Below are 16,902 nucleotides of genomic sequence, written 5' to 3'. Positions count from 1 at the left end.
CGGCAGTCGACGTTCGCACATGCTCTCTCCGGATCTCTCGGGTCGCACCGTCCTCATCACCGGTAGCGCGAAAGGAATCGGCCGCGAACTGCTGCTGTCGGCGGCCGACTGCGGCGCGGACGTCGCGGTCCACTACCACTCGAGCGTCGAGGAAGCCGAGGACGTGTCTGCAGCGGCCGAGAACCGCGGCGCGTCAGCGACGACGGTGCAGGGCGACGTGACCGACCCCAGCGCCGTCGACGACTTGTTCGCCGGCGTCGAATCGGCGCTCGGACGGGTCGACGTGCTCGTCAACAACGTCGGCGACTTCGCGCCGAGCCACTGGGAGGAGATCGAGTTCGATACCTGGCAGCGCGTCGTCGAGACGAACTTCTACGGAACGTATCTCTGCTCGAAGCGCGCGCTTCCGGCGATGCGCCACGAGGGATGGGGTCGAATCGTCAACGTCGGCTACGCGGGCAGCGAGAAGGCGCTCGTCTATCCGAAGAACTTCCCGTACTTCGTCGCCAAAACTGGGGTGCTGATGTTCACGCGGATGCTCGCCGCCGACACGCAGGACGACGGGGTCACCGTCAACGCCATCTCGCCGTACGTCGTCGAGAACTCCGACGAGTTCCCCGACGAGTTGCCGCGCGGCCGCCCGGCCTCCTTCGACGATATGCGGCAGGCGATGCTGTTCTTCCTCGACGAGGACAGCGGCTACATCAGCGGCGAGAACGTCGAAGTCGACGGCGGGTGGTTGCCCGAGAAGCTCTAGAACCCCCACCTGTTGCGCTGCGGGCTGCCTTCGGCAGCCCTCGGCAAAAGCTGGACCAAAAGCATTCGTCGCTCACTTTAGCCGCTTCGCGGCTTCCGTTCGCTCCTCAGCCCGCTCGTCCGCTTCGCTCGCTCGCGGCGCAACAGATAGCGACGACCGGTTGTAGAGGGTCGCCGCCAGCAGATTTCACCACGACCGAGGGCGATAGCCCGAGCGAGTGGGCCGAGGAACCCTCGAAGGCGCGTTAGCGCCTGAGGGGGTGACGCTGTGCTTTTGGCCGAGCTTTTACCGAGCGAAGCCGCGAAGCGGCCGAGCGCAGAGTATAAGGCCGTTATACGTCAGGTGTGTCGTCCTCGACGGCGCGCTTCATCGACTCGCGGCGCGACTTTGCGTCCCGACCCGTCACTTCCTGGAGGAAGTCGTTCTTGGCGCTGACGGCGTCCTGTGCGGCGTCGGCGTTGCCCTCGGCGATGACTTCGGCGGCATCGCGTTCTTCGAAGTGGACGGCGAGCTGGTCCTTCTTGCCGCTGAACGTCGCCGCACCCGCGACGATGCGCTCGAAGACGGGGTTGTCCGGTTCCTCGACGACGTACAGTTCGTGACCGTCGTGTTCTTCCGTCCCGGTGACTGGACCGAAGTAGCGTTCGATGGTCGCTTTGAGGTCCGGCGCGTTCTCCTCGAGCGTCTCGCCGCGTCGCATCTTGTACTGCTTCATGCGCCACCGTTTGCGAGGGTATGGTTTACTTGTTTCGTCCGCGCCTGCCCTATATACCCGTGTCAGACGCTGATGGGTGGGTTGTTGCGCTCCTCGCTCCCTCCACCCGCTGGAAAACAAGCTCCGACTACCGCTCGCGTTCGGCGATGTAGCCGCGACGACAGTCCGGACAGATGTCGCCCGCGCGGAGCGAACTGCCGTCCGACGGTCTGGCGAGGCCACACTCGGGACAGACGTACTCCGTCGGGACGCCCTGGCTCTCGGTCTCCAGTTCGACCGAGGCGGTCTCGGCGCGCGTGAACCCGTCGGCGGTGTCGCTCGCGCCGTTGAGTTGCTCGTCGCCGTTTGCGATGAACTCGGCGTCGTACCCCTCGTGGCTCTGGTAGTCGTTGTCGTTTCGTTCCGGCGCGAGACCGCCGAACGTCACGTCCGACGGCGACCCGTCGGACGGTTCGGCGTCGAACCCCTCGTCGTCGCCGTCGACCTCCGGCCACGGCGTCGGTTCGGCGTCGACCGACTCCGTCTCGTCGGTGTCGACGCCGTCGGCGTCGGCATCCGAGTCGACGCCTTCGACTTCTTCGACGGTCGGCATCAGGTCGTCTCTGCCGTCGCCGACGTTCGCCTCGGGCCACTCACCCGGTTGACGTTCGGCCTCCGGTTCGGAGTCGCCGCTTTCGTCGTCGAGGATGATGCCGTCGTCCTCCTCGGCGTTCTGCGGCGGTTCGAAGTCGTCGTCCTCGTCGAACTGCTCTTCGATGGTGTCGCCGCGTATCTCCGCTTCGGAAGCGAATTCCGACGACGCGGCGTCGACCTCGTCGGCGTTGGTTTCCGGTACGGCCGTGACTTCCTTGTTCTCGCTGACGACTCGCGTCTCGCCGCAGCGCTCGCAAGTCTTCACCTCGCGGACGGTGACGACCCTCTCTTCGCCGTTCTCCTCCCGCTCGCGCTCCAGTTCCGGCTCCCCGAAGTCGTGCCCGAGCAGACACCTGAGTCCCATTGGCGGGAGTTCCGACCTCCATAACTAAAAACTACCCCCTCGGCGTCTGACGCGCGGCCGACGTTGCGGCGCGTGCTCTCGGCGCCCGGAGAAGGTCGACCGATCACGAACCCGTGATGACAGTCACGACGATTCGCCGGTAAGAGTAAACCCGTTGGGGTGAATGCATAGGGTATGAGAGCCAAGCGGGAGTATCGCAACAGAGGCGACGTGGACGTCGCGATACTCGACGCGCTCGTCGACCGGGCCGACGAGGGGATGACGGTTCTGGAACTGCGAGCGGCTGTCGACGCGGATATCGACACGCTGGAGAGCGCGCTCGCGGACCTGAAGGAGGACAGCCTCATCACGGTCGACCGACAGGAAGAGCGTGTTCTCATCATGCCCGCCGACCGTGTCATTCCGGACCCGGAGGAAGCCGTCGAAAACGACCGAAGCCTCCTCGATGCGGTTCGGGACCGACTCGGACTCTGAATCGGCTGAACCGGAGAGTGAACTGATCAGACCGTGAATCGACCGGACGCAGAACGATTGGATACAGAACGATCGGACGCAGAACCGACTTGAACGCTAAAACCACCCGGATGCTGCGGTCGGGTGGACACCGTTTTTACGGCCCGCCGACCTACCTCTTGGCGATGACTCTCGTCGGAGACCTCCACGACGACCACGGCGCGACCTACGAGGCGCGCGACGACCGCCGGGTCGTCGCCCACTACGGTCGCCCCGAGCGCACGCACAAAGCGGTGAGAAACGGCGTCGGCGTCGTCGAGATGGGCTACGGCGTCGTCGTCGTCGAGGGCGACGACCGAATCGACTACGTCGACAACGTCGTCTCGAACCGCGTCCCCCGCGAGGACGGCGAGGGGACCTACGCGCTCCTGTTGGACCCGCAGGGCCGAATCGAGGCCGATATGTACGTTTACAACGCCGGCGAACGACTGCTACTCTTCGTCCCGCCGCAGGTTACGGAGTCGCTCGTCGCCGACTGGCGGGAGAAAGTGTTCATCCAGGACGTCGAGATTCGAGACGCCTCGGCCGACTTCGGCGTCTTCGGCGTCCACGGCGCGCAGTCCACCGAGAAAGTTGCCTCCGTGCTCAACGGCGCGGGCGCGCCGGAACCGCATCTCTCGTTCGTCCGGGGATCGATGGGCGACGCCGGAGTGACCGTCGTCGCCGCCGACGCGCCGACCGGCGAGGAGGGGTACGAGGTCGTCTGCGCCGCTGCCGACGCCCCGGACGTGTTCGCGACGCTGCTCGTCCACGGACTGAACGCCGTCCCGTTCGGCTACCGAACGTGGGAGACGCTGACTGCGGAGGCCGGAACGCCGCTGTTCGACACCGAACTCGACGGCCGCCTGCCGAACGTTCTCGGCGTCCGCAACGCGCTGGACTTCTCGAAGGGCTGCTTCGTGGGACAGGAGGTCGTCTCGAAGGTCGAGAACCGCGGCCGGCCGAGCCAGCGACTCGTCGGCCTCTTCCCGGACGCACTGCCCGACTCCGGGGCAGCGGTGTTCGACGGCGACGCTTCGGTCGGCGAAGTGACCCGCGCCGTCGATAGTCCAACGCTCGACCGTCCTGTCGCGCTGGCGCTCGTGGATTTCGACCTCGACGAGAACGCCGATCTCACGGTTCGCGTCGACGGCGAGTCGACCCCGGCGACGCGCGCGGACCTGCCGTTCGTCGACGGGAGCGACCGCTCGGGGCGGTTACCGACGTACGAGGCGCTGACGCAGTAACCGAGGCGGCCCGAGACGACCGTGTGCCGCCGCACGTCGCCGCGCGGCGACGCGCGATAGCCACGCAGCGCACCTGACTACGACGAGAAGAACGCCCGCAACTGCTCGGCCGAGAACAGCGACGACGGCCGGTCCATGTGGACGCCGATTTTCCCCGAGAGCGCCCGTAACCCCGCGCGCTGGACGGGTTCCGGCAGCGAGTACGCCCGCCGAACCCAGTGGCCGAGTCGAATCTCCGTCGAGAGGTCCGCCCGCCACGCGTTCTCGTACACGCCGAGCGTCCGCGGTCGGTCGGGATCGATTTCGCGGGCCGCGTGGTCTGCGGCGGTCATGCCGTAGAGGATACCGCCGCCGGTGAACGGTTTCGTCTGCGCGGCGGCGTCGCCGACGAGGAACACCCGCCGCGAGGTGACCGACTCGGGCGGGCCGATGGGTATTGCGCCCGAGCAGAAGTGGTCCGTCTCCACGTCGTACGTGTCGGTCAGCGCGTCGAACATCTCCCTGACTTCTTTGCCTGGCGGCGCGGCGAGTCCGTACTCGACGCCCGCCTCGCCGCGGGGGATGCGCCACGCGAAGAAGCGCGGGACGGTGAGGTGGACATCGACGAAGTCACCGTGGTCCGGTTCGTCGTCGAACGCGAGCACGCCGTGAAGCAACTCGCCCGGTTCCGGCAGGCCGACGTCGCGCCGGACCTTCGAGACGGGACCGTCGCATCCGGCGACCATCTTCGCCTCGAACTCCTTCTGCTCGCCGCCGACGCTGGCCGTGACGGTGACGCCGTTGGCGTGCTCTTTCACGTCGGTGACGGTGTGGCCCTCGCGCACGTCGGCCCCGGCGTCGCGGGCGGCCTCGGCGAGCGTCCGGTCGAGTTCCACGCGGTCGATGACGTTCGATATCTCCTCGTCCTTGTAGAAGGGGTTCGCGTCGCTGTCTGGACCGCCGACGCGGAAGTTCGCGCCGTAGATGCGGTTCTGGAACAGTTTCTCCTTCGCCGCGTCGGGGACGTACGCCCAGATGTCGGTGCTGACGTGTCCCGAACACGCGAGCGGGGTTCCGACCTCCCCTTTTTCGAGTGCGAGCACGTCGTACCCCGCCTCGGTGGCGCGTCGGGAGAAGCGCGCGCCGGCGGGACCGACGCCGACCACGACGAAATCGTACATCGGTCGTGAGTGACCGGTCGAACGCGTATATACCTTCTCGGTTCCGCCGACGTTCGGCCGACTCTCGAAGAGATCGATCGGATTCGGAGCGGCCGCGCGGGAGGCGGCCGAAGCGATCCCGTCGAAGAGCGCGTTCTCCCCACCGCAAGCGGTAGTGGCGCATTACGACTTTTATCACGGTCATTACAATACAGACGTACTGAAACGTACGGTCTATGGCTCCACCACTCTCGGACGGCCTCTCGCGCAGGTCCTACCTTCGTGCGACGGGCGCTGCGCTCGTCGGTACCGCCGCCTACTCCGGAACCGCCACCGCCTGGGAGACGGGTCCCGAAATCGACGTCTACTCGAACGCGGGCATCGCCGGCGGTTCCCCACCGGACGGCGCCGAAGCGAACACCGTCGACCCCGCTGCAACGGGACTACTCGAGGTCCAGTTGTTCGGGACCGAGGAGTTCGACCCAACGGAGCAGGTGATAACCGACATTTCCGAGACGTGTTCGGGAACGCCGCGCTTCGGCGTCGGTTACGACGTCGAGGGAAATCCGCTGAGCGACTACTCGGTTCGACTGGAGGGCGCCCAACCCGTCGGCCGACTCGACGAACTGCCGACCTCGGAGTTCATCTTCGCAGAACCGGTGTACGCGTCGACGCGCTGTGAGCGGCTGTTACTCGCGAACGCGTTTCTCGAGACCGAAGTCGACGTCACCGTCGAAGTCGTCGAAACCGGCGAGACCGAAACGTACGAGCTCCCAGATTTCGGAACGATGAACGAGTTCGACGACGGGGTTCTCGAAGTCGAGTTCGACGTTCCCGAGGACGAGACGCGGACGCTCCGCCTCTCTGCCGAAGCCTCGTTCGGGCAAGTGCCGGTGAACGGCCGACCGACGGATGAGCTGGTCGTCGGCGACTGTAACTACGAACGGGACGACCCGCGACTCGCCGTCTCGACGTACGGGTGCGACACCCTCGTCTTCACGAACGTCGGTGTCGACCCCGCAGTCGACGCGACGGTGACAGTCGAGGAGACGGGTGAGGAGTTCCGCATCACCGAGATCTCCGGCGGAAGCGTCGATGAGGTGAACGAGGCGTTCTCCGGGCAGACGCTCCGTATCCGCGCGGAGCGCGCGGACAACTCCCAGTCGGTCCACGTCGTCGACGACTCCTTCGACCCGTTTACCCTCGACGAGACGGTCGAAATCGACGTTCCCGCCTGCTCCGACCTAAAATCGGTCCGGGGGGTCGGGACGTGCGGCGGCTTCGTCCTCCACAACCCGAACTCGTTTTCCGTGCTCGTCAACGCCTACATCGTTGAGAGCGGGGCCGCCGACTCCGAGCAGTTCCGCCTCGACGCCGGTGAGACGCGATACATCGCGAACGTCGGCGTCGAGAGCGTCGATTTCGCCGCGAACGCGCTCGTCGGAGTTCGAACCGATCGCATCCCGAACGTCGGCGTCCCGTCCAACGGCGAGAACGTCGGGACGGTCGAAACGCGTTACCGAAACGTCGACGAGGCCTGCGACCCAAACGACCCCAACGGCGACGGCCACGACGACCTGGTCCTCTTCTTCGACATGCGGGAGTCGTTCATGGGTGACCGCTACTCGGACCTCGAATCGATTCTGGCCGAGGAGAATCTCGACCGGGTGTTCGGTAAGCTGCTCGTCGAGACGCGCGACGACTACCCGGGCGTCGATAAACCCGGGACGTACTCCTGCGGGACGCTCGACGACGAGAGTGACGACGTGCCGAACACGCGCCTCCTCGGGGCGACTCAACGACTCGAAATCGTCTTCCCCGACGACGAGGAGCGGCGACTCTCCTTCCCGTCCGCGCCGTCGAGTTCCGAAGACGTGCCCGCCTCCGAAGCCGACGCCGATGTGTCCTTCTCGTCGGAGAACGTTGCCGAGAGCATCCGCGCCGACCCGGCGTCCGGTGACGGTATCTGACGACCGTCGACGCAGACGACCGTCGACGCTGGCGGCTGCCGACGTTTATCGATACGGACCGACGGTACTGCCGACGCTACGACTCTGTGACAACCGCTAACCCGCGCGCCGTCTGTGACTCGTACGCCTCCGGCCACGGGATGTCGACGCGGTTCCACGACTTCCCGCTGTTCTGCGACCGATAGATTCCGCGGTTCGACAGCGCGTAGAACGACCCGTTTCCGTCCGACGAGAGCACGGGCCGCGTCACGCCCTCGCCGGTCGGCAGCCCGTCGAGGCGCTCCCAAGCCTCGCCGGGTCGACGCCGGTAGACGTACGAGTCGGCGGAGTCGGCGTTGTGCGCGGTCCGCGCGCCGCTGGCCGCCGACACGAGGACGTTCTTGGCCTCGCGGCCGACGGCGACGCTCCAGCAGTAGCGGTGGCCGAGGCCCTCCTGGGGGTGGTCCCACGTCTCGCCGCCGTCGTCGCTCTCGGCGTAGCCGTCGCCCGCCGCCGACCATACCCGATTCGGCGCGTCTGCATGCGTCGTGAGGCTATGGTTATCCCGCCGCGCCGAGGGCACGCGGTCCTCCCACGTCTCGCCGCCGTCGTGGGTTTGCACCAGCGCACCCGCCTCGATGCCGACGTAGAGGTGGTCGGACTCGGTGGGATCGACCTCTATCCAGCGGACGTGGTGGGTGTCGGGTCGCGGCGGAAACGACCACTCCTTCGCGGAGGGGAGGTCGGTCAGCCCGTCACACTGATCCCACGTGTCGCCGCTGTCGGTCGACCGATAGACCGCGCTGGGTTCGGTCCCCGCCCACACCACCTCGGAATCGGTCGGGTCGACGGCCACCGACATCACGGGGTCGGTGAGCGTCTCGTCGCCGACGCGGTGCCACGTCTGTCCTTCGTTGTCGCTCCGCCAGAGACCCGCGTCGAACGTCCCGCAGAACGCCGTTTTCCCGTCGGGTGCGACGCCGAGACACTCGATGTCGCGGTCGTTCAGGCGCTTGTCGACGAGCCACTCGCCCGGTCCGCCGCGAACGACGAGGAGGACGTTCCGCAGCGCTGCGTACTGTGTTGTCATACCACGCGGTTTGACCGCGGTGTAAATAAGCGCGCTGGCGACTATCCGAACCGTCAGTCGGACGAGAATTTATCACTGAGAAGGCGGTCAGTCCGCGTCGATGTAACGACGTACCGCGACGGGGTTAAGGGGGGTGTCCGGCGAACCCCTCGCGAAGAGCGCAGTTCCGCTGGCTGTTCGCCCCTCTCGAGCGTCGCCGATCCGGCGTTTCCGGCATCTCCGCCGCTCAGTCGTCGGTCGTCGGCTTCGCGGGTTCGCGCTGGTCGGCGCGCGGCCCCTCGATGTCGACGGCGGGGAGCATGTCGCGGAGGTAGCGCCCCGTGTACGACGTCTCCTTGCGAGCGACTTCCTCGGGCGTTCCAGCGGCGACGATTTCGCCGCCGTGCTCGCCGCCCTCGGGACCGAGGTCGAGGACGTGGTCGGCGTTCTTCACCAGGTCGAGTTCGTGCTCAATGACGGTGACGGTGCTGCCGTTGTCGACCAGACGGTGCAGCACGTCGATGAGCTTCCGCTCGTCTTCCTTGTGCAGGCCCGTCGTCGGTTCGTCGAGCAGGTACAGCGTGTCACCGGTGTCCTTCTTGCCCAACTCCTCGGCGAGTTTGATGCGCTGGGCCTCGCCGCCGGAGAGCGTTGTCGACGGCTGGCCGAGCGTCATGTAGCCGAGACCGACGTCCTTGAGCAACTGCAGGCGGCGGCGAATCTGGGAGTTCGCCTCGAAGAACTCGTACGCCTCGTCGACTTCCATCGCGAGCACGTCGGCGATCGTCTTGCCCTTGTACGTCACGTCGAGCGTCTCGTCGTTGTAGCGCGCGCCGCCGCACTCCTCGCAGGGGACGTACACGTCCGAGAGGAAGTTCATCTCGATTTTTACGTCGCCCTGTCCGCCGCACTCCTCGCAGCGGCCGCCCTTGACGTTGAACGAGAAGCGGCCCTTCTCGTAGCCGCGCTGCTTCGAGAGCTTCGTCTCCGCGAACAGTTCGCGGACGTAGTCGAAGACGCCGGTGTACGTCGCGGGGTTCGACCGCGGCGTCCGACCGATGGGCGACTGGTCGATGAGCCGCACCGTCTCGATCCGGTCGATTCCCTCGATGGCGTCGTGGTCGCCGGGGTCGACAGAGGTGTTGTTGTTCATCTCGCGGGCCAACCCCTTGTAGAGGATGTCGTGAATGAGCGTCGACTTGCCCGACCCTGAGACGCCGGTAATCGCCGTGAACGTGCCCAGCGGTAGCGACACGTCGAGGTCTTTCAAGTTGTGCTGTCGAGCGCCGCGAACCGTGAGTTCGCCGTCGCGCTCGCGCCGTGTCTCGGGCACCGGGATCTCCTTGCGTCCCGAGAGGTAGTCGGCGGTGATGGAACCGTCGGCGGCGCACACGTCATCGAAGTCGCCCTGGACGACGACTTCGCCGCCGCGTTTGCCCGGGCCGGGACCCATGTCGATGATGTTGTCCGCGCGGCGCATCGTCTCCTCGTCGTGTTCGACGACGATGAGCGTGTTGCCGAGGTCGCGGAGGCCGCAGAGCGTGTCGAGCAGCTTGTCGTTGTCGCGCTGGTGGAGGCCGATTGACGGTTCGTCGAGCACGTAGAGCACGCCGACGAGGCCCGACCCGACCTGCGTCGCCAGCCGGATACGCTGGCTCTCGCCGCCCGAGAGCGTCGACGCCTCGCGGTCGAGCGTCAGATATTCGAGGCCGACCTCGGTCATGAAGCCGAGGCGCGCGCGAATTTCCTTGAGAATCTCTTCGGCGATGGTTCGCTCGCGGTCGGTGAGGTCCGCCTCTAGGCTCTCGAAGTGCGAGAGCGCGTCGCCGATGCTCATCCGGTTCACCTCGGAGATGGCGGTGCCGTCGATATACACCGACCGCGACTGCGGTTTCAGGCGCGTGCCGTCGCAGGCCGGACAGGTCGTCACGGCCATGTACTCCTCGATGTGCTCGCGGGTTCCCTTCGACTCCGTCTCGACGTGGCGGCGTTCGAGGTTCGGGATGACGCCCTCGAAGCGCTTCGTCTTCCGGCGGACGCCGTTTCGGGTCTGGCGTTCGAAGACGACCTGTTCGTCAGTACCGTAGAGGAACTGTCGCTGCACGTCGTCATCGAGTTCCTCGAACGGGGTCGAGACGCTCACGCCGAAGTGGTCGGCGACGGAGTCGAGTCGCGTCCGGTAGTACGACCGCTTGTAGCTCCACGGCTCGAAGACGTTTTTGACGGGTTTCGAGGGGTCTTCGACGACGAGGTCCGGTTCGATCTCTTTGGTGTTGCCGATGCCCTCGCACTCGGGACACGCGCCGTGCGGCGAGTTGAAGGAGAACGACCGCGTCTCGATTTCGGAGAAGTCGATGCCGCAGTGCGTACAGGCGAGTTCTTCGGAGAACTCGACGACGAGTCGCTCGTCGCTACCGCCGGCGAGGTCACCCGTCGCGCGGGCTTCGGTTCCGAGGTGGAACTCGTCGGCCGCGGGCGGGTCGGGGACGATGATCTTCAGCACGCCGCCGGCCTCTTCGAGCGCCGTCTCGACGGAGTCGGTGATGCGCGAGCGCGCTTCCTCGGATATCTTCACCCGGTCGACGACCACGTCGACGGTGTGGTCGTAGTTCTCGTCCAACTCAGGTTTCTCCATCGCGAGGTCGAACTCCTCGCCGTCGACCTCGACGCGAGAGTAGCCCTCCGAGACGAGTTCGTCGAACAGGTCCTCGAACGCGCCTTTCTGGTCGCGGACCACCGGCGCAGCGACCTTCGCGCGCGTCCCTTCGGGCAGTTCGAGGATGCGACGTACCATCTGTTGGGCGCTCTGTTCGCCGACCTCGCGACCGCACTCTGGACAGTGCGGCGTGCCGACGCGGGCGTACAACAGCCGGAGGTAGTCGTGCAGTTCGGTGACGGTCCCGACCGTCGAGCGGGGATTGTTGGCGGCGTTCTTCTGGTCTATGGAGATGGCGGGGGAGAGCCCCTCGACGGCTTCGACCTGCGGTTTGTCCATCTGGCCGAGGAAGTTCCGCGCGTACGCCGACAGCGACTCGATGTACCGGCGCTGTCCTTCGGCGTAGATCGTCTCGAACGCGAGCGACGACTTCCCGGATCCCGACAGTCCCGTGACGACGGTGAACGTCTCGCGGGGGATGCGTACGTCGAGGTCTTTGAGGTTGTGTTCTTCGGCTCCCCGAACCTCGATGTAGTCCTTACTCATCTGGAAGCACGGTATGTAGGGAGCGCCTGAATACTCGTCGGTTCTGCGAGGCGTTCACACGCAGGGTACGCCGGCCATACTGCCGTTACGTCTTCCCTTCGGTTCGGATTGACGGCGTTCTCAGCGACTGTACACCCTCTCCCGCGAACTCTCGCATTTCATACAGTCCACCGTTTCGAAACAATCGTTCAACGGTACATACTCCGATTCCGGTCAAACCTATCGGAAGAACGATGGGATTATACGGATATTCATCGGCGCGTACTTTTGGTGTGGAAGCCCGTGGACAGTTCCATGTTGGTTCGGCACGTCAAACGCGCACGGCAGAAGTCGTTCGAGCTCGCACCCAACTGGGTGCGGCCCGCGGTGCGGAAAGCGTTCTACGTCCTCCACCCGGAGGCGTCGTGGGAGACGTTCAAGGAGAAAGAGCTCACCCGCCAAGAGTTCATCGACCGATTCTTCGACAGCGAGGCGGAACTCGAGGCGTACGAAAAGGAGTTCATGACCGGCGTCATCGCCGAGAACCTCAAACGAGCGTATGACGACCTCGGCAACGAGACGTTCTACGACATCCACAAAGACGACTGCGTTCGATACTACGCGTACATCCGGAAGTACGAGCCGCAGACCATCGTCGAGACGGGCGTTTTCCACGGCGTCTCGACGCTGGCGATACTCGCCGCACTTGACCGAAACGACTCGGGACGACTGTACTCCATCGACTACTCGTCGCTTCTCGACCCGACCGACGAGGCGGAGCTCAAACGGTACGAACGTCGACGCCCGTCCTGCTCGCAGCGCGACAGCCACCTACTTCCGGAGGGGAAGGAGCCGGGGTGGGTCGTCCCGGAGGAACTGCACGACCGGTGGGAGTTCGTCGCCGGACGCAGCCAGCGAAAACTGCCCAAACTGCTGTCGGAGCTGGGTGACGTCGATATGTTCGTCCACGACTCCGAGCACTCGAAGACGGGAATGCTGTTTGAGTTCGACCTCGCGTGGGAGCATCTCTCCCCCGGGGGAATGCTCTTTTCGCACCACGTCGCCTGGAACGACGCGTTCGACACGTTCGTCTCCGAGCGTGCGCCCGACGCAGACCACGGCAAGACCGCCGTTCACTACGTCCATTTCGACAAACACGCCGAGCCGGGGTGGGGCAAGTACGCGCGCAAGCCGGACGCCTCCTCGACAGTCGAATCTGCCCCCTCGACGGCCGAATCCGCCTCCTCGACAGCCGAATTCGCCTCCTCGACGGCGGAACCAGCCCCCGAAGAGGAGGCGTACGCTGTCTCTGACGACTAACCTCCGGCGTACTCTCCTCGTCGCAGTCTCGGACGACTAACCCGGACGACCGGCCCGAGCCTTTTTCGACAGTTTTCCACTCCTACCCGTGGTTAGTGCGTCGATACGCGCGCAAGCCGCTCGGCGCGTTGACTCGCGAAGGGACCAGCAGCCTCCGACCGGCACGAACGCCGTCGAAACCGGTCGACGACGACTGACTGGGGCGTTCGCGCCTCAGTCCAGTTTCTGCCGAGCGATTCGCACGCCCGTCGGCGCGAGGATGAGTTGGTCGTCGCCTTTCTGGACGATGTCGCCGTCGACCTCCTGGGCAACCTGCTGGAGTTCGTCGACGATGTGTTCGACCGTCCGGTCCTTCGTCCGGAGACGCGTGATGTCCGCGATGACGAAGTCGCCGTCGTAGACGGCGTCTTTGATGGCGATGACGTCCTGTTGACCGGCGATTTCGGCGATGTGAACCGTCATCCCCGCCTCGCCCTGTGCGGTGTCGAAGTCGTCGAGGTCCAGTTCGACGTAATCCTCGGTGGAGCGCTGCCCGTTGCCGAGGATCTTGCTCATGATACCCATGCCACCTACAGCGGCGGGTTCCCCAATAGTTCTTACGTCAGACGCGCCCGTACCCGTCGGCTCGCCGACTAGTCAGGAGACGTCCGCCCAGTTCGGTGACCGTCGCTCAGTCCGGTGACCGCCACCCAGTTCGGTGACCGCTGACCACTCCATGACCGCCGTTCCGTCGACCGCCGACGGACCAAACGTCTTTCTGTCGCCTCGTGGTCCTCACCGTGTGAGTTCCTCGTCTTCCGACTCCGTCGACCGCGCCGCGGACCGAACAGACCGTGTGTTTCGAAACCATCCGCTCGTCACCGGCGTGTGGGCCGGTGCCGTCGCAACCGCAGTGATGACGCTGTTTCGACTCCCCGTCGCACGTTCGCTCCCGCCGACGGGCGCGTTCTGGGAACAGTACGCCGGCGGCGACCCCGACGCGCTCGGGCCGGCGTTCCTGCTCCACTTCCTCTACGGCGTCGGCGGCGGCGTCGCCTTCGCGGTCGTCGTCGGTCGGACGCTGCGCGACCGAGGGCTGATTGCGACGCTCCTCGGGGGCGTCCTCTACGGCCTCTTGCTCTCGGTGTTCGGGACGCAAGTCGTTCTGGGACGCCTGCTGGACATGGATCTCGACGCCGACGAGGCCATCGTCTTCCACGCGGGTCACGTCGTCTACGGTCTCACCGTCGGCATCTGGTTCGGTACCCGCAAACCGTACGACCGCTGATGCGGGTTGCGACGCCCGGTGACGGCGACAGGCGGACGCTCGCGACGACGACGGCCGCGCTCGGTCTCGCCGCGGTACTCTGCTCGCCCGCGCTCCTAGTCGCGTGGTACGCGCCGTCGATCGCCGCGCTGTGCGCTCTCGCCGGAGTGGGGGCGACGGTGCGAGCGATTCTCGCGACGGGGGTCGCCTTCGCGCCGAACCCGACCCCGCCGCCGCTGCCCTCGGACCCGCCGACGGTGAGCGTCGTCGTCACTGCCTACAACGACGCCGACCGCCTCCGTGAAACGCTCGACGCCTGCGCCGCGCTCGACTACCCGTCCGACCGCGTGAGCGTCCTCGTCGGCTACGAGGCGGCGTCGACCGACGGAACCGAAACGGTCGCGCGGCGCGCGGCGGCCGGCGACTCGCACGTCCGCGCCGTCGAGCGCTCGGAGCCACCGGCGGGGAAGGCGGCAGCGGTGAATCACGCGCTCTCGCACGCCGACGGCGACGTCGTCGCGAGCCTCGACGCCGGGCAGCGGCTCGCCCCGGAGGCGCTCTCGCGGGCGGTCCGATGGCTCGTCGTCGACGAGGAGACGTGGTGCGTCAAGGGGCGAAGCTACGGCTGCAACTCCGGGGAGTCGCTCATCGCGCTCTGTGCGACCGTCGAGCGCCACCTCGCCGAACGGGTGGCGTTCGTCGCCCGCTCGCGCCTAGGCTGGTTCTCGCTCTTCACCGGCGGGCAGGCGTTCTTCCGTGCCGAGACGCTGGCGGCGCTCGGTCCGTTCGACGAGGAGGTACTGCTCGAAGACGTGGAGATGGCGACGCGAATCCACGCCCGCGGCGGCCGCATCCGCGTCGATCCGGCCATCGTCGCCACCGAGCGCAATCCGGCGACCGTGTCGGCGTGGGCGGGCCAACGCCGCCGGTGGGCGCGCGGCGGGATGCAGGTCGCGCGGCGGTCGCTCGCCGGACTCCTCCGCAGTCGCGATGCCTCCGTGCCGACGCGCCTCGACGCCGCGTACACCTTCGCCGCGTTGCTGTCGGTGCCTGTCGTCGTCCTCCTCTCGCCTGTCGTCGTCTCCGAGGCGGTCACGGCTGTCGAATCCGCGACGTCCGGTTCCCTACTCCGCTGGCTCTCGCTCTCGTCGCTGTTTTCGCTCGCGGTTCCGTACGCGCTCTTTCTTCGGGACGGCGTCGACGGTCAGCACCACGACGCTCGCGAGTACGCGGCGCCGCTGGTGTTCCCGGCGTACTTCGCGCTGCAGAGCGCTGTGGTGCTGGCGGCGTTTCTCGACGAGTTCGTCCTCCGTCGGCCGTCGGTGTACGTGACGAGTCGGCGCAACGACTGAGGTGGATCGATGCGGCCCGACACCCGCGACGACGGCGACGACAGCGAAGGCAAACAACCGGCCGAGATGCCGGTAAACGGAGCTTTTTGCGACGACGACGCGACCCGTCCACCGTGACGTTCAGCATCTGCGTTCGCGAGGAGTACGAGGACGACGACGGCGACGAGCAGTTGCGCTTCGGCGTCGCGGTGACGACTCGACTGCCCGGCGTCGGTACGCTCTGTCCGTTCGCCAGCGAGAACGGCGCAGTGGCGACGCAGAGCCTCGTCAACGTGGAGTTGGGCCGGAAGGGACTCGAGTACGTCGACGACGGACTCGCCGTCGACGACGCGCTTCGGGCGCTTCTGAACGCCGACGAGGGGCGCGACCAGCGCCAACTCCACGGCGTCGACGCCGACGGAACGTTCGCGTTCTCCGGCGAGGAGTGCAACGACTGGTACGGCCACATCGAGGGCGAGAACTACACCGTCGCGGGCAATCTGCTGGTCGGCGAGGAGGTAGTCGAAGCGACCGCGGAGGCGTACGAGTCGAACGCCGACGGCGACGCGCCGCTGGCCGAGCGACTTATCGACGCGCTCGAAGCAGGGCACGAAGTCGGCGGCGACAAACGCGAGGAACTCCCCGTTCAGAGCGCCGCGCTGCTCGTGAGACGCACGGAGGAAGACCCCGGCGGCTTCACCGACGACCTGCGCGTCGACGCCACGGAGACGCCCGTGACCGACCTCCGGACGACGTACGAGGAAGCGAAGCGGGGCTACGAGATTATCCTCGAACAGCACGAGGAGGATACTGAAGAAGTCGACGAGAGCGACGAGGCGTCTGGCGAGGAGTGAGACGCCCGAACGCTGGAACGCCGGCGCGACTCGCTCAGACGTTCGACCCGCGCTCAGGCCCGCTCAGACGTTGAACTGGTACAGGTCGTCGCCGACGTAGTGGACGGATTCGACGACTTTCCCCGAGTCGCCGACGAGGTCAGCGCCGTCTTCGAGCGCTCGCCCGACGGCGAGCACCTTTCCGTGGGTCTCCTCGGCTATGGCCACGAGGTCCCCCGCTTCGATGTCCACGTCGGCGTCGACGATACCCGGTCGCATCACGTCAGCCCCGCCGCTGACGAACGAGACGGCCCCGGCGTCCACGGTGACGACGTGTTTCTCGGGCGGATACTCGTTGGCTCCGTGGACTGTGAGAAACGGTTCGTCGTCCAGATAGAACACGGCCGGAGAGCCGTCGACCAACACGAGGTCGAACTCGGTGCCGGTGAGTTCGACGAACTCGTACGTGTCGCCGTCGAGGTCGACGCCGAGCGCCTCCGAGAGCGTCGTTTCCAGCGATTTGATGTCGTCGCTCCGGAGGTGGTGGCGCGATTTGACGTTCATACGCCCTCCGTGACGTTCCGAGAGAATAAATCGCCCGCTCCGCGTCACGTGGCGGTCGAACC

General features: G+C 66.2%; 15 protein-coding genes. 8 read left to right on the top strand and 7 right to left on the bottom strand.

Annotation, left to right across the window (positions count from 1 at the left end; translation table 11 throughout):
- Window positions 1–19: 19 nt before the first annotated feature.
- Entirely contained in the window at window positions 20–757 is a 738-nt protein-coding gene (locus LAQ58_RS13015) for an SDR family NAD(P)-dependent oxidoreductase (protein ID WP_224447878.1), read from the top strand.
- A 331-nt stretch (window positions 758–1,088) separates the two neighbouring features.
- On the opposite strand, the gene LAQ58_RS13010 is transcribed toward LAQ58_RS13015, so the two are convergent.
- Both LAQ58_RS13010 and LAQ58_RS13005 read right to left on the bottom strand, forming a co-directional pair.
- Window positions 1,089–1,472 carry a DUF5611 family protein gene (locus tag LAQ58_RS13010; RefSeq protein ID WP_224447877.1) on the bottom strand — a complete coding sequence of 128 codons (384 nt, stop codon included), beginning with the start codon at window positions 1,470–1,472 and terminating at the stop codon, window positions 1,089–1,091.
- 127 nt (window positions 1,473–1,599) lie between these two features.
- A complete protein-coding gene (locus tag LAQ58_RS13005) occupies window positions 1,600–2,469 on the bottom strand; it encodes a DUF7093 family protein (protein ID WP_224447876.1) in 870 nt (289 codons plus the stop codon).
- A gap of 174 nt (window positions 2,470–2,643) precedes the next feature.
- Here LAQ58_RS13005 and LAQ58_RS13000 point away from each other — a divergent pair, with 174 nt between their 5' ends.
- Window positions 2,644–2,943: a DUF6432 family protein gene (locus LAQ58_RS13000; protein WP_224447875.1), complete on the top strand. Its 300-nt coding sequence runs from the start codon at window positions 2,644–2,646 to the stop codon at window positions 2,941–2,943.
- 164 nt (window positions 2,944–3,107) lie between these two features.
- Entirely contained in the window at window positions 3,108–4,208 is a 1,101-nt protein-coding gene (gene ygfZ, locus LAQ58_RS12995; RefSeq protein ID WP_224447874.1) for a CAF17-like 4Fe-4S cluster assembly/insertion protein YgfZ, read from the top strand.
- A gap of 77 nt (window positions 4,209–4,285) precedes the next feature.
- Here the strand turns inward: ygfZ and LAQ58_RS12990 are convergent, their stop codons facing one another.
- Complete coding sequence (locus LAQ58_RS12990) at window positions 4,286–5,368, bottom strand: geranylgeranyl reductase family protein (protein ID WP_224447873.1); 1,083 nt, start codon at window positions 5,366–5,368, stop codon at window positions 4,286–4,288.
- Window positions 5,369–5,583: 215 nt separating this feature from the next.
- Between LAQ58_RS12990 and LAQ58_RS12985 the strand changes: the two genes are divergently transcribed.
- Complete coding sequence (locus LAQ58_RS12985; protein ID WP_224447872.1) at window positions 5,584–7,317, top strand: hypothetical protein; 1,734 nt, start codon at window positions 5,584–5,586, stop codon at window positions 7,315–7,317.
- A gap of 76 nt (window positions 7,318–7,393) precedes the next feature.
- On the opposite strand, the gene LAQ58_RS12980 is transcribed toward LAQ58_RS12985, so the two are convergent.
- Both LAQ58_RS12980 and uvrA read right to left on the bottom strand, forming a co-directional pair.
- Window positions 7,394–8,386: a WD40/YVTN/BNR-like repeat-containing protein gene (locus LAQ58_RS12980; RefSeq protein WP_224447871.1), complete on the bottom strand. Its 993-nt coding sequence runs from the start codon at window positions 8,384–8,386 to the stop codon at window positions 7,394–7,396.
- A 226-nt stretch (window positions 8,387–8,612) separates the two neighbouring features.
- Window positions 8,613–11,567, bottom strand: coding sequence for an excinuclease ABC subunit UvrA (gene uvrA / locus LAQ58_RS12975; RefSeq protein WP_224447870.1), 2,955 nt, complete (start codon window positions 11,565–11,567; stop codon window positions 8,613–8,615).
- A gap of 294 nt (window positions 11,568–11,861) precedes the next feature.
- On the opposite strand from uvrA, the gene LAQ58_RS12970 reads away from it, so the two are divergent.
- On the top strand, window positions 11,862–12,866 hold the full coding sequence (locus tag LAQ58_RS12970; protein WP_224447869.1) for a class I SAM-dependent methyltransferase: 1,005 nt from the start codon (window positions 11,862–11,864) through the stop codon (window positions 12,864–12,866).
- A gap of 213 nt (window positions 12,867–13,079) precedes the next feature.
- Here LAQ58_RS12970 and LAQ58_RS12965 read toward each other — a convergent pair whose 3' ends face one another.
- Window positions 13,080–13,430 (bottom strand): cell division protein SepF, encoded by a 351-nt coding sequence (locus tag LAQ58_RS12965; protein ID WP_224447868.1) that lies wholly within the window; start codon window positions 13,428–13,430, stop codon window positions 13,080–13,082.
- Between the two features lie 217 nt (window positions 13,431–13,647).
- Here LAQ58_RS12965 and LAQ58_RS12960 point away from each other — a divergent pair, with 217 nt between their 5' ends.
- From LAQ58_RS12960 to LAQ58_RS12950, 3 genes are all read left to right on the top strand, one after another.
- Entirely contained in the window at window positions 13,648–14,133 is a 486-nt protein-coding gene (locus tag LAQ58_RS12960) for a hypothetical protein (RefSeq protein WP_224447867.1), read from the top strand.
- Entirely contained in the window at window positions 14,133–15,464 is a 1,332-nt protein-coding gene (locus tag LAQ58_RS12955) for a glycosyltransferase family 2 protein (RefSeq protein ID WP_224447866.1), read from the top strand. The genes LAQ58_RS12960 and LAQ58_RS12955 overlap by 1 nt, the downstream gene beginning before the upstream one ends.
- 113 nt (window positions 15,465–15,577) lie before the next feature.
- On the top strand, window positions 15,578–16,297 hold the full coding sequence (locus tag LAQ58_RS12950) for a DUF1028 domain-containing protein (protein WP_224447865.1): 720 nt from the start codon (window positions 15,578–15,580) through the stop codon (window positions 16,295–16,297).
- Window positions 16,298–16,360: 63 nt separating this feature from the next.
- Here the strand turns inward: LAQ58_RS12950 and LAQ58_RS12945 are convergent, their stop codons facing one another.
- Window positions 16,361–16,840, bottom strand: coding sequence for a PUA domain-containing protein (locus tag LAQ58_RS12945; protein WP_224447864.1), 480 nt, complete (start codon window positions 16,838–16,840; stop codon window positions 16,361–16,363).
- Window positions 16,841–16,902 lie beyond the last annotated feature (62 nt).

This window comes from Haloprofundus salilacus (assembly GCF_020150815.1).
GTDB lineage: Archaea > Halobacteriota > Halobacteria > Halobacteriales > Haloferacaceae > Haloprofundus > Haloprofundus salilacus.
The sequence above is the reverse complement of the archived record's forward strand: the minus strand, read 5'-3'. Positions and strand labels throughout refer to the sequence as shown.